This is a genomic window from Aureimonas sp. ME7, assembly GCF_903970965.1.
Classification (GTDB): Bacteria; Pseudomonadota; Alphaproteobacteria; order Rhizobiales; family Rhizobiaceae; genus Aureimonas.
This window is the reverse complement of record NZ_CAJCKW010000002.1, coordinates 448751-461334: the sequence shown is the minus strand read 5'-3', so window position 1 is coordinate 461334 and position 12584 is coordinate 448751. Positions and strand designations below refer to the sequence as shown.

General features: G+C 65.5%; 14 protein-coding genes. 10 read left to right on the top strand and 4 right to left on the bottom strand.

Features of this window, described 5'->3' with window-relative positions:
• The first annotated feature begins 2 nt into the window (after nt 1–2).
• The 10 genes from flbT to H7A85_RS05665 all read left to right on the top strand — a co-directional run bounded on the left by flbT (nt 3) and on the right by H7A85_RS05665 (nt 8226).
• Nucleotides 3–455, top strand: coding sequence for a flagellar biosynthesis repressor FlbT (gene flbT, locus H7A85_RS05710; RefSeq protein ID WP_182084910.1), 453 nt, complete (start codon nt 3–5; stop codon nt 453–455).
• Nucleotides 456–458: 3 nt separating this feature from the next.
• On the top strand, nt 459–863 hold the full coding sequence (flgD, locus tag H7A85_RS05705; RefSeq protein WP_182084909.1) for a flagellar hook assembly protein FlgD: 405 nt from the start codon (nt 459–461) through the stop codon (nt 861–863).
• Nucleotide 864: 1 nt separating this feature from the next.
• A complete protein-coding gene (gene fliQ, locus H7A85_RS05700; protein WP_090960449.1) occupies nt 865–1131 on the top strand; it encodes a flagellar biosynthesis protein FliQ in 267 nt (88 codons plus the stop codon).
• A 164-nt stretch (nt 1132–1295) separates the two neighbouring features.
• Nucleotides 1296–3392, top strand: coding sequence for a flagellar biosynthesis protein FlhA (flhA, locus tag H7A85_RS05695; RefSeq protein ID WP_182084908.1), 2097 nt, complete (start codon nt 1296–1298; stop codon nt 3390–3392).
• Entirely contained in the window at nt 3389–4144 is a 756-nt protein-coding gene (locus H7A85_RS05690) for a flagellar biosynthetic protein FliR (RefSeq protein ID WP_182084907.1), read from the top strand. The genes flhA and H7A85_RS05690 overlap by 4 nt, the downstream gene beginning before the upstream one ends.
• Nucleotides 4141–4545: a hypothetical protein gene (locus H7A85_RS05685; RefSeq protein WP_182084906.1), complete on the top strand. Its 405-nt coding sequence runs from the start codon at nt 4141–4143 to the stop codon at nt 4543–4545. Before H7A85_RS05690 ends, H7A85_RS05685 begins: the two co-directional genes overlap by 4 nt.
• Before the next feature lie 80 nt (nt 4546–4625).
• Nucleotides 4626–5051, top strand: a complete 426-nt coding sequence (locus H7A85_RS05680) for a rod-binding protein (RefSeq protein ID WP_182084905.1) — start codon at nt 4626–4628, stop codon at nt 5049–5051.
• 78 nt (nt 5052–5129) lie between these two features.
• Nucleotides 5130–5483, top strand: coding sequence for a hypothetical protein (locus H7A85_RS05675; RefSeq protein ID WP_182084904.1), 354 nt, complete (start codon nt 5130–5132; stop codon nt 5481–5483).
• Nucleotides 5480–5953 carry a hypothetical protein gene (locus H7A85_RS05670; protein WP_182084903.1) on the top strand — a complete coding sequence of 158 codons (474 nt, stop codon included), beginning with the start codon at nt 5480–5482 and terminating at the stop codon, nt 5951–5953. Before H7A85_RS05675 ends, H7A85_RS05670 begins: the two co-directional genes overlap by 4 nt.
• A 95-nt stretch (nt 5954–6048) precedes the next feature.
• Nucleotides 6049–8226 carry a DUF1217 domain-containing protein gene (locus tag H7A85_RS05665; protein WP_182084902.1) on the top strand — a complete coding sequence of 726 codons (2178 nt, stop codon included), beginning with the start codon at nt 6049–6051 and terminating at the stop codon, nt 8224–8226.
• 11 nt (nt 8227–8237) lie between these two features.
• On the opposite strand, the gene H7A85_RS05660 is transcribed toward H7A85_RS05665, so the two are convergent.
• Genes H7A85_RS05660 through H7A85_RS05645 form a run of 4 tightly spaced genes read right to left on the bottom strand, consistent with a single transcriptional unit; the run spans nt 8238 to nt 12569 of the window.
• A complete protein-coding gene (locus tag H7A85_RS05660) occupies nt 8238–9140 on the bottom strand; it encodes an SMP-30/gluconolactonase/LRE family protein (RefSeq protein ID WP_182084901.1) in 903 nt (300 codons plus the stop codon).
• Between the two features lie 11 nt (nt 9141–9151).
• On the bottom strand, nt 9152–10126 hold the full coding sequence (locus tag H7A85_RS05655; RefSeq protein ID WP_182084900.1) for an ABC transporter permease: 975 nt from the start codon (nt 10124–10126) through the stop codon (nt 9152–9154).
• Nucleotides 10123–11067, bottom strand: coding sequence for an ABC transporter permease (locus H7A85_RS05650; protein ID WP_182084899.1), 945 nt, complete (start codon nt 11065–11067; stop codon nt 10123–10125). Before H7A85_RS05650 ends, H7A85_RS05655 begins: the two co-directional genes overlap by 4 nt.
• Nucleotides 11064–12569: a sugar ABC transporter ATP-binding protein gene (locus H7A85_RS05645; protein WP_182084898.1), complete on the bottom strand. Its 1506-nt coding sequence runs from the start codon at nt 12567–12569 to the stop codon at nt 11064–11066. Before H7A85_RS05645 ends, H7A85_RS05650 begins: the two co-directional genes overlap by 4 nt.
• Nucleotides 12570–12584 lie beyond the last annotated feature (15 nt).

Sequence of the window (12584 nt, the reverse complement as noted above, 5' to 3'; positions counted from 1 at the left end):
CCATGTCCACCCTTCGCATCACGCTTCGGGCCGGCGAACGGATCTTCGTCAACGGCGCGGTCATGCGCGTCGATCGCAAGACGCATCTCGAGTTCATGAACGACGTGACCTTTCTTCTGGAAAGCCACGTCATGCAGCCCGAAGACGCCAACACGCCCCTGCGCCAGCTCTACTTCATCGTACAGCTGATGCTGATCGATCCGGCGGGCGCCAAGGATGCACGGGCCGCCTTCTCGCGGACCTATCCCGCCCTTCTGGCCGCCTTCTCCTCGTCCGAGATCCGCTCAGGGATCCAGGATGTGGTCGATCTAGTGGAGCGCGAACGCAATTTCGAAGCCCTGAAGCGCCTTCGCGCCCTCATCCCGTCCGAGGATGCGGTCCTGAACAGCGAGACGATGAGGGTTCCGTCCATCGACGCGATCGCCCGCCCGGCCGTCGCCATGGGAGCTCGCTGAGCCATGACCACCGTATCCTCGACCACGAGCACCGCGGCGGCGGCCGTTTCCACCGCCACCACGAGCGAGATGAAGACGGGCCTCGACTACGACGCCTTCCTGAAGCTCCTCGTCGCGCAGATGAAGAACCAGGATCCGCTCAATCCGACCGATCCGACCCAGCAGATGAGCCAGCTGGCCTCCTTCTCCAACGTCGAGCAGTCGATCAAGCTGAACCAGAAGCTCGAAGCGATGACGACGCTCAACTCGCTGACGCAGGCCAACAACCTGATCGGCCGCACGGTCACTTCGGGCGACGGCGATGTCAGCGGCGTCGTGAAGTCGATCCAGGTGACCAAGGACGGAACCGTCGCGACCCTGGCTTCGGGCAACACCCTGCTTCTCAGCTCCGGCGTGAAGGTCGAGTAGCGTGAACGAGGCCGACGCCATCGATATCGTCCAGTCCGCGATCTGGACCGTCGTCGCCGCCTGCGGGCCCGCCGTCGGCGGGGCTATGCTGGTCGGCATCGTCATCGCGCTGTTCCAGGCGCTGACGCAGATCCAGGAAGTGACGCTGACCTTCGTGCCGAAGATCCTGGCGATCTTCGTCATCATCGCCTTCACCGCGTCCTTCACCGGCGCGCAGGTCTACGCCTTCACGCAGGAAACCTTCTCGCGGATCGAACACGGGTTCTGAGCCCCCCATATCCGCGATACCTTTAAAGGGCCCGTGCCGGGAAACCGGCGCGGGCCTTTTCGCGTCGCTCAGCCGCCAGCCCTGCACCAGTCCGAAATGGCAAACATCCGTTAACGATTTCGCGTCGGGGCCGATGGGCCCGGGCGCCGTGCAGGACGATGCGCATGGCCGTCGATACGCTCAAGATCCCTTCATCCCCCGCGCTTCCCAAATCCAGCGCCCGCGACATCGGCTTCGCGCTGGGCATTGTGGCGATCCTCGCCGTTCTGTTCGTGCCGATCCCGGCATTCCTGATCGACATGGGCCTCGTGATCTCGATCGCGCTGTCCATCCTGATCCTGATGGTGGCGCTCTGGATCGAAAAGCCGCTCGACTTCTCGGCCTTTCCGACCGTCCTCCTGCTTGCCACCATGCTGCGCCTGTCGCTCAACATCGCGACGACGCGCGTGATCCTGTCCCATGGCGACCAGGGGCACAACGCCGCCGGCTACGTGATCGGCGGCTTCTCGCAGTTCGTCATGGGCGGCGACTTCGTCATCGGCATCGTGGTCTTCATCATCCTGATCACGGTGAACTTCCTCGTCATCACCAAGGGCGCGACGCGTATCGCGGAAGTGGGCGCGCGCTTCACCCTCGACGCCATTCCCGGCAAGCAGATGGCGATCGACGCCGATCTCTCGGCCGGCCTCATCGACGAGAAGCAGGCCCAGACCCGCCGGCGCGAGCTCGAAGAGGAAAGCTCCTTCTTCGGCTCCATGGACGGTGCCTCGAAGTTCGTGCGCGGCGACGCCATCGCCGGCCTCATCATCACCGCCGTCAACATCTTCGGCGGCATCATCATCGGCGTCACGCGCCACGGCATGGACGCCAGCCACGCGGCCGACGTCTTCGTCAAGCTCTCGGTCGGCGACGGTCTCGTGACCCAGATCCCGGCGCTCGTCGTCTCGCTCGCCGCCGGCCTTCTCGTGTCCAAGGGCGGAACGCGCGGGGCGGCCGAAAGCGCCATCATGACGCAGCTCGGGCATTACCCGAAGGCGCTGATGGTCGCCGCCGCGCTCCTCGGCGTCCTGTCGCTCCTGCCCGGCCTGCCGTTCATGCCCTTCGCCATCACCGGCTGCCTGATGGCGAGCATCGCCTATGTCATCCCGCGTCGCCGCGCCACGGAGGCCGAGCGCGTCGAGAGCGCCAAGCGCGAGCAGGAAGCACAGGCGATCGAGGCCGAGCGCCAGTCGGTCAAGGAGTCCCTGCGCATCATCGAGGTCGAGCTCGTGCTCGGCAAGCAGGTCGCCGCGCACCTGTCCTTCTCGCGCGACGAGCTGGCCAACCGCGTCGGCAAGATGCGCCGTCGCTTCGCCTCGCGCTACGGGTTCGTCATTCCCGAGATCAAGCTCTCGGACGACCTGTCGATCCCCGCGAAGTCCTACGCCATCAAGGTCCACGGGACGACGGTGGCGACCCAGCCCGTGCGCCTCGGCGACCTCCTCGTGATGCTCGGCGACGCGCCCGCGCCCGACATCCCACACGACCTGACCAAGGAGCCGGCCTTCGGCCTGCGCGCCGCCTGGATCTCCGAAACCTTCGCCTCGGCGGCGCGCCGCGCCGGTTTCGAGCCGGTGGACACGCTGTCGATCATCCTGACGCACCTGTCCGAGGTTATGCGCAACAATCTCGCGCATCTCTTGTCCTACAAGGACATGCGCTCGCTGCTCGACCGGCTGGAGCCCGAATACAAGCGGCTGATCGACGAGATCGTGCCGACCCACATGAGCTATTCCGGCCTTCAGGCGGTCCTGAAGCTCTTGCTCGCCGAGCGCGTCTCGATCCGCAACCTGACGCTGATTCTCGAAGCCATCGCCGAGATCGCACCTCATGTGCGCCGCTCGGAAAAGATCGTCGAGCATGTGCGCACCCGCATGGCGCAGCAAATCTGCGGCGATCTCCTCCACGACGGCCAGCTCGCGGTGCTGCGCCTCGGCAACCGGTGGGATCTCGCCTTCCACCAGGCGCTCAAGCGCGACGTCAAGGGCGACGTCATCGAGTTCGATATCGACCCGCGCCTCGTCGAGCAGTTCGCGACGGAGGCCTCCAAGATCATCCGCGAAAAGACCGACCAGGGCGAAAGCTTCGTGCTCGTCGCCTCGCCGGACGCACGCCCCTACGTGCGCATGATGATCGAGCGCATCTTCGTGAACCTGCCGGTGCTCTCGCACCTGGAGATCGCGCGCGGGGTCGACATCAAGGCGCTGGGTTCCATCTCGTGACCCCCGAAGCCGAGATCCTGATCCTCTCGGTCTTCCTGGTGTTCTGCCGGATCGGAGCGTGCCTGATGGTGCTGCCGGGCTTCTCCAGCCTGCGCATTCCCTCGCAGATCCGGCTGTTCGTGGCGGTGGCGATCGCGCTTGCCGTGTCGCCGCGCCTCCTGCCCGACATCATGCCGCTGGTTCGCGTCGCTTCGGACGACATGCGCATCGCCATGATGTTCGGCGAGATCCTGAACGGCCTCCTGATCGGGCTTCTCGGCCGCGTCTTCATGATCGCGCTGCAGTTTTCAGGCGGCGTCATCGCCAGCGCCATCGGCATGGGCCAGTCGCTCGGCGTGCCGATCGAAGGCCACGAAGCCGATCCCGCGCTCGTATCGCTGATCACCCTGACGGCGACCGTCCTGATCTTCTCGCTGAACCTCCACGCCGAGATCGTTCAGGCGCTCATCGCCTCCTACCGCGCGATGCCGGTGGAACTCGGCTTCTCGATCCGCTCGGGGCTTGCCGCGCTCGTCGACAATCTCGACACGACGTTCCACCTGTGCCTGCGCATCGCGAGCCCCTTCGTCGTCTACGCCGTCGTGGTAAACTTCGCGGTCGGTCTGGCCAACAAGATGACGCCGCAGATCCCGATCTACTTCATCTCGCTTCCCTTCGTTCTGGCTGGCGGCCTCGTGCTCCTCGGCTTTTCGATCGGCGACTACCTGACGCTCTTCATCGAGGGCTTCCGCAACTGGGTGCTGAACGGATGAACGCGCGGGGCAAGGGTGAGCGTCTGGCCCGCGTGCGCGACGTACAGGAAAAGATGCGTCAGATCGAGGAATGGCGTCTCGCCGAACTCGTGCGCGAGGAAAACCGGCTGGTGGAGAACGAGCGCGAGCTTCTCGAAACGCTTGGCTCCCAGTCGCTGATGCACGGCCTGTTCCTCGACGCCAAGGTCTCCGCGCTGCGCCGCAATGACATGGCGCTGCGAGAGACACGTTCGCGTGAAGAGGAAGCGCGCCGCCGCGTTCGCGATGCGCACGCGGCTGAAAAGCGCGTCGAGCGTGCAGCTGAGCGGGCGCAGGCGCTGGAAGCGGCGGATCGCGAGCGCGACGAACTCATGAGCGCGCTGGAGGATCATCTCGCCGCCAAGGCCGCAAGTTTCGAATAAGTGGGCTGCCTTACAACGGTCTCTATCGAATCGGGGTTCGAACTTCCGGTTTCGCGATCAACTCGTTCAGGCGTTCCGTGATGACCGTACTTCCCGTTTCCTCCTCCCTCCCGCGCGTCGAGCGTACGGCCTCCGCGCCGGCGGCGCGCGTCGAGGCGGGCGATCAGGCGGTGTCGTTCGAAGGGACGATGAATGCCGCCGCGAGCGAACAGTCGGGCGCGGCCGAGAACATCGATTTCCACCACCAGTCGTCGCGCAGCGCCGAGCTGAAGCCGCTCCAGCGGTTCGAAAGCTTCGTCCTGCGCTCCTTCATCGAGAACATGCTGCCGAGCGAAAACTCCAGCTTCTTCGGGACCGGGACGGCCGGCAACATCTGGCGGTCCATGCTGGCCGAACGGATCGGTGACGAAATGGCGGCATCGGGGGGCATCGGCATCGCCGAGATGCTGGGCAAGAGCCGCGACGTGGATCCGAAGACGAACACCGCCATCAACGAAACGAAGTGACGCAACGAAGCCGAGAAAAGGCTTCGGGACGACACACGACATGCCGCGGCTTCGGCCGCCAGAAAAAAGGGTAGGACATTGGAAGCGGTTCTGACTCAAGCCATCAACCGGCTCGAAGCCGTTCTCGCGGGCGAGATGATGGCGCTGCGCGCCAGCGATCACTCGGGCCTCGGCGAGATCAGCCACCGCAAGAACCAAAGCCTCATGGAACTGACGCGCATCGGGCGCGGGCTGGAGCCGCACGGCATGAGCGGCGAGCTTCAGGATCGGCTCCTCGTCCTGCGCGAGCGCCTCACCGACAACAGCCGCCTTCTGGAGCTCCATATGGAGGCCACCGCCGAGGTCGCGGGCCTCATCACCCGCGCCATGGCGGAAGCCGAGTCCGACGGCACCTACGGAGCGTCCGTCAACGGGGCGAAGCGGATCGGATGATCAAGCTCCTCGGCATCGGCGTCTGGGTCTGCCTAGTCACGTTGGGATCGGGCTATGCGGTGGCGAACCTTGCCGGCGCCTCCGCATCCGAGGCGCCCAAGGCACCGGATTACTTCGAAGGTCTCGACTACAAGAAGACCGACAGCATCGCCGTGCCGGTGATCGCCGAAAACGCGATTCAGGGCTATGTCATGGCGCGCTTCGTCTACACGATCGACGGCGAGACGGCATCCAAGCTGGCCGTGCCGCCGGAGCCGATCATCCTCGATCAGGCGTTCAAGACGGTCTATTCCGTGTCCGACTTCGACTTTCAGCACCCCGAGCGTTACGACCTGTCGGCGCTCATGGCGTCGCTACGGGACGGGGTCAACGCCAAGTACGGACGCAAGGTCGTCGAGGAGGTCATGGTCGACCAGTTCGACTTCCTGCCCAAGAACCAGATCGGCGGCGAGGCCTTCAAGACGCACTGATGGAGATCGGTTTACGTCGGGGTAACGACGTTCGCCGATAATCCACGGGCAAACCGCCCGGCTTCCCGGCCGGCGATACGACAAGGCTCAAGCCGGTGCTCTCGACGCTTCTCAACTACCGGCTCTATGCCAACGACATTGCCAAATCGATCCAGCGCGTTTCGGATCAGGCCACCGTCGAGCGGGAGGCGGCCTACTACAAGGCCAACATCGGCAAGGTCGAGACGGTCGACGATCTCCTGAAGGACTACAAGCTCTATTCCTATGCGATGAAGGCCTATGGCCTCCAGGACCAGATCGCTTCGAAGGGCTTGATGAAGAAGGTCCTCCAGAGCGATCTGACGGACGCCAACAGCTTCGCCAACAAGTTGACCGACCAGCGCTATCGCCAGTTCGCCGCTTCGTTCAATTTCTCCTCGACAGGCACGAAGGCGATCCAGACCCCGGCGCAGACGGGGCTTCTGACCGAGGCGTACAGCGAACACCGCGTCCGCGCCGCCGCTAAGGTCTCCGCCACCGTCACTCAGTACGGGAACGCCGTCCAGTCGATCACCAACGTCGACGATCTTCTGGCCGATCCCGTCCTGTTTGCAGTGGTCGCCAAGGTCGCCAACCAGGACCCGGCGACCGCCGACAAGGCCGTGCTCCGCGATGCGTTGCTGAACGGAAGCTCGTCGTCCAACACGGGGTTGGCGGGCCTTCGCTCGATGTTCAACTTCCAGGCCGACGGCACGTTGCAGGCCGGGAACCCGGTCCAGACCGCCTCGCAGATCGCCGACATCTCCGCGACCTACTTCGATCGCATGGGGGCAGGGGCGAGCACCCAGGCCGCGGCGCTGAAGGTCAGCTATTTCAACGACCGGATCGCCGGCATCACGCAGGCCAGCCAGATCACCGACGACGAGCAGTTGTTCGGCTATGTCCTGACGGCGTTCGGGCTCGACCCCACAACGGAGTCGCCGAGCTTCGTCCTCAACATCCTGAATTCGCAATCCGGCGACGCATCCAGCGCCCTGGCATCCATGCCGACATCGACCAGTGGCGAGATCACCCGCAAGAACAAGTTGGTCGCGCTCAACGCGGCCTTCAACTTCACCGGAACGGGCGCGGTGCCCGCCGGCGAAACGGCTCTCGACAGCGCCACGACGACGGCCTCGCTGGAGCAGAAATTCTACGCCAACTATCAGACCAGCGCCAATTCCGACGACGCGCGCCGCACGTCGGTGATGGAGGCGCGTCTTTCCAACATGAAGACGATCAACGACCTCCTCGGTCGCGACAGCGCGTTCGGCAAGGCGGCGTTCGACTACATTCTCACCGCGTTCGATATCGATCCGACGACGGAATCGTCCGCCAAGATCCGCAAGGTTCTTCTCAGCGACCCGTCCGATCCCAACAGCTACGTCAGCAAGCTGAAGGACGAACGCTACGAGAAGCTGGCAGCCGCCTTCAACTTCGACGCGGCCGGCAAGGTCACGACGCAGCGCCTCGCCCAGTCCGTCTCGTCTCAGACGACCACCGGCTCGCTCTATGCCGCGACCTTCGGCAAGGATGTCAGCACGGCGCAGAAGTCCCTGATCACGGCTGCCACCAAGGACTACCTCACCGCCATCGGCGAGGTTCGCTCGCTCGACGACTTCCTGTCGAACGACAAGCTCGTGAAATACGCGCTGACGGCCTACGGGCTCGAAAAGGAAAAGATTTCCGCGAGCGATCTGAAGAAGCTCATGACGAGCGACCTGTCGGATCCGAAGAGCTTCGCCAACACCAAGGGCGACAAGCGCTACGTGGATTTCGTCTCCGCCTTCAACTTCACGCCGAAAGGGCTGATCGCGCGCGAGGCGGACGGCGTGCAAGGCGGAGCCAAGCTGCTGACGACGCAGAACCAGTACGTCCTCCAGACAATGGAGGAGCAGGTCGGAGAAAACAGCGAGGGCGCGCGCCTCGCGCTCTACTTCCTGCGCAAGGCCCCGAGCATCACGACGGCCTACGGCGTCCTCGCCGACAAGGCTGTGTTCGAGACCGTTCGCACCGCGCTCGGCCTGCCGGCCAGCATGGCCAACATGTCGATCGAGTCGCAGGCCAAGCTTCTGGAAAGCAAGATCGACTTCGGCGACTGGCAGGACACCAAGAAGCTCGACAAGTTCATCACCCGCTTCTCGGCGCTCTACGATATCGCGAACGGCAGTTCCTCCTCGTCGTCTTCCGTCCTGTCGCTGTTCGGCAATTCGAGTTCGGGTTCGACCGCCGGCAGCCTCCTGTCCTATCTCTGAGGGCCGAGCCGTCAGCAGCCTCTGGCGTTGACGTAGATCGAATAGAGCGAGCGCGTTCCGGCAATGAAGAGGCGGTTGCGCTTGGGGCCGCCAAAGCAGAGATTGGCGACCACCTCCGGAACCTTGATCTTGCCGAGCCGCGTGCCGTCGGGAGCGAAGCAATGCACCCCGTCCGCCGCGCTCGACCAGAGATGGCCCTTCGTATCGACGCGGATGCCATCGGGAATGCCGACGTCGATCCGGCAGTGGACGCCGTCGTCGATCAACCTCTCGCCCTCCACGCGGAAGCGACGGATGTGCCGGGGATGGTCCGGGCTATGGCTCGCCCCGGAATCGGCGACGTAGAGAAAGCGCTCGTCGGGCGAGAAGGCAAGGCCGTTGGGCTGAAGGAAGTCGTCGATGACGCGGGTGATCGCGCCGCTCGCCCCGTCCACGCGGTAGACGCCGCGCACCGGCTGCTCCGGCTCGGCGGCATATCCCTCGTAGTCGCTCAAGATTCCGTAGGTCGGGTCGGTGAACCAGATCGAGCCGTCGCGTTTCACCACGAGATCGTTGGGCGAGTTGAGACGCTTGCCCTCGAACCGGTCGGCGATCACCGTGATGGAGCCGTCGATCTCCGTGCGCGTCACGCGGCGCGTCCCGTGCTCGCAGGACAGGAGCCGCCCTTCTCGGTCGCGCGTGTTGCCGTTGGAATTGTTGGCCTCGTGGCGGAACACCGAAGTGCCGACATTCGGGATGAAGCGCATCATGCGGTTGTTGGGGATGTCGCTCCACAGGAGATGGCCGGCATCGCCGAACCAAACCGGCCCTTCCGCCCAGCGGCATCCCTCGAACACCTGCTCGAGCTCGACGTTCAGGAGTGTCAGAGCGGAAAAGCGTACGTCGTCCACCTGGTACGGGGTCATGATGGCCATGGTGGACTCCTTCAGTTCCGGCCCGTGCGCGGGCCGCCGGCAAGCGTGATGATGGCGATGATGATGAGGCCGGTGAGGAGCAGGCGCAGGCCCGCTCCGACGCCGAACGTGTTGAGCATGGTGACGAGGAGGTAGAGGAAGATCGACGCCCCCCAAAGGCCCGTCACGTTGGACTGGCCGCCCGACACGGACGATCCGCCGACGACCACGACGGCGATCGAGGCCAGCAGATACTCCTCGCCCATGTTAAGCGAGGAGCCGCCGGAAAAACCTGCGAGGACGGCGCCGCAAAGACCCGCCAGCACCGCCGACAGAACGTAGGTCGCCCAGCGCACGCGCTCGACGGGGATGCCGGCAAGGCCGGCCGCGCGCGTGTTCTGGCCGATCGCTGAGATCGAGCGGCCATAGACGGTGCGATGAAGAAGGATGCCCATCAGCACGCAGAGCCCGAGCGTCGCGATGGCGAGATAGGGAATGTCAGCGACGCGCCCGGTCGCGAACTCGGCGAAGCCGGAGGGCGGGCGAACGCGCAGGCCGCGCCCGTAGGCGATGGCAACCGACTGGATCAGGAAGCTTGCCGACAGGGTCGCGATGATCGGCGGGATCTGGAGAAGGCGGATCAGGGCGAAGTTGAAGCAGCCGACCGCGACGCCGACACCGAGCGCTGCAAGCAACCCCGGCACGATCATCGCGTCGCTGCCGCCCATCACGGTCATCGACACCGCGCCGGCCAGGGCGATGGTCGAGGGGATCGAGAGATCGACGTTGCCGGGGCCGGTGGTGATGACGAACATCTGCCCGAGCCCGACGATCACGTACATCGTGGCGAAGGTAAGGGCGGTGGAGAGGATCTGCGCGGCGCCGACGCCGCCGGTGAAGGCGATCGTAGCACCGAAGACGGCGGCGGCGCCGAGGAACGAGAAGAGCCAGGGCGCCTGAAGCTTCCGGCGCGGTGGAACGACGGGGGAGGAGGGGGCAGCGCTCATGCGGCTTGCCTTTCCACCCGGTTCACCAGCGCGCGAAGCGCCAGGACCACGATCAGGATCGCCCCTTGCGCGCCGATCTGCCAGTCGGGTGAGATGCGCAGGAACGACAGGAGCGAGCCCGCGAGCGTCAGGGTCAGGGCGCCCAGGACCGCGCCGATCGGCGAAACGCGCCCGCCGGTGAACTCGCCGCCGCCGAGGATCACCCCGGCGATGGACAGAAGCGTGTAGCGCAACGCGATGTTGGCGTCGGCCGAGGTGGTGAGGCCGACGAGCGCCAGACCCGACAGGACGCCGAAGAAGCCGCAAAGCGCATACATCGTCATCTTGGCGCGCAGGAGCGACCAGCCGGCCCGCTGCACGGCCTGCGCGTTACCGCCCGCGCCGCGCAGCACGGTTCCGAACGAGGAGCGCATCAGGAGGAAATGACCGGCGAGCGCCAAGGCCGCGCTCGCCACGATCGCCAGCGGCACGAAGGGCAGCTTGTACTTCATCGCCCCCGCCAGCCATGCCGGGGCGCTGCCGCCTGGGCTCGGAAGCAGCAGCACCGCGGCCCCCAGCCAGACGAAGCTCATGCCGAGCGTCACCACGATCGAGGGCAGATTACGCAAGTGGATCAGCGCGCCGAGAAGCGCGTAGACCCCGATGCAGCCGACGAGCGCCGCGACGCCGAGAAGCGGCGTGTCGTTGAGGAGCGTCGCGCCGATGCAAGCGGCAAAGGACACGAAGGCGCCGATCGACAGGTCGAGATCGTTGACCGCGATGACGCAAAGCTGCGCCACGGTCGCGAGCGCGATCGGCAGCGCGAGGTTGAGCATCAGGGACAGGCCGAGATAGCTCATGGCGCGCGGCTGGATGACGAAGATCGCGACGAGGAGAAGCGCCAGCGAGACCGGCGGCAGGAGATCTCGCAGCGTGCGGGCGAGAGCGGGGCTTCGCGTCATGCCGCGTCGTCCGCGAAGGAGGATTGGAGCACGCGCGCTTCCGACAGTTCGCTGCGCGCCATGTCGGCGACGATGCGGCCCGATCGGAAGACGTAGGTGTGGTCGCAGGCGCGCAATTCGTCGAACTCCGTCGTGTACCAGAGGAAGGTCCGACCCTTGGCGGCCTCGCCGCGGATCAGGGCGTAGACTTCCTGCTTGGTGCCGATGTCGACGCCGCGCATCGGGTCGTCCATCAGGATGATATCGGCATCGGACGCCAAGGCGCGTGCGAACAGCGCCTTCTGCTGGTTGCCGCCGGAAAGGGTGAGGATGCCGTTGCCCATGTCGGGCGTGCGAATGGCGATCCGCTCCTTCCACTCGGCTTCCATCGCCCGCTCGGCGCCGGCGTCGATGAGACCGAACCGGCGCATGCCGCGGAGCGAGCGGACGGTGACGTTCTCGCCGATCGACCAGAGTGGAAACACCCCGTCACTCTGCCGGTCGCCCGCCACGAAGGCGACGCGCCCTTTCAGTTCGGCAAAGCGCGAGCGATGGCGCGCCGCGTTCTGGAGGAGCACGAGAAGCGCGGTCTGGCCGTGGCCCGCCAGCCCCCCGAGCCCGACGATCTCGCCGCGCCGCGCTTCCACACGCCGCCCATTGCCTTGGCGCGGTGGGGCGGCGGAGGCGACGACCGCAGCGCTCGCAAAGCTCGTGTTAACATCGTCTTCTGTTTCGGCATCCTCGTGCGCGACATGGCCCATGGTTTCCACGAGCGAGGCACGGGTGAACTCGCTCGCGGGCCGATCCGCGACGACGCGGCCGTCGCTCATGACGGTGATGCGGTCGCAGGTTTGCAGGATCTCCCCGAGGATGTGCGAAATCAGGACCACGCTTCCGCCTGCCGATACGAACCGGCGCACATGGGCCAGGAGCTGCGCGGCGACCTGGGCATCCAGCGACGAGGTCGGTTCGTCGAGAATGACAAGGGAAAGCGGCGTTTCCCCCGGCGCGAAGACGGTCGCGATCTCGACCATCTGCCGCTGGCCGAGGGCGAGGTCGGACACGAGATCGCCCGCCCTGATGCCGTGGCCGGGAAAGATCTCGTCGAGCTTTTCGAGGATCAGTTTCGAGGCGCGCGCCCGCCAGCCGAACCCGCGCAAGTATGCATGCCGAATGCGCGCGTTCTCCGCCACCGTCAGGTTGGGACAAAGCGAAAGCTCTTGGAACACGCAGCGAACGCCGAGCCGCCCGGCGCGCTCGACGGAGTATCGCCCCGCTTCATTCGAGCCGCCGACATGGAGCTCTCCGGCGTCGGCCCGGACGTTGCCCGCCAGCACCTGCATCAGCGTGGACTTGCCGGCCCCGTTATGGCCCGCGAGCCCGACGCATTCGCCAGCCCGCACGGCGAAGTCGACGCCCGCGAGGGCTCGGACCGCGCCGTAGCTCTTGGCGACCTCGCGAAGATGAACGAACGGCGGCGGCGCGTTCGCGGATGCGGCGAATCCGCCGACGGCTGCACTCATGGCATGGCACTCGGA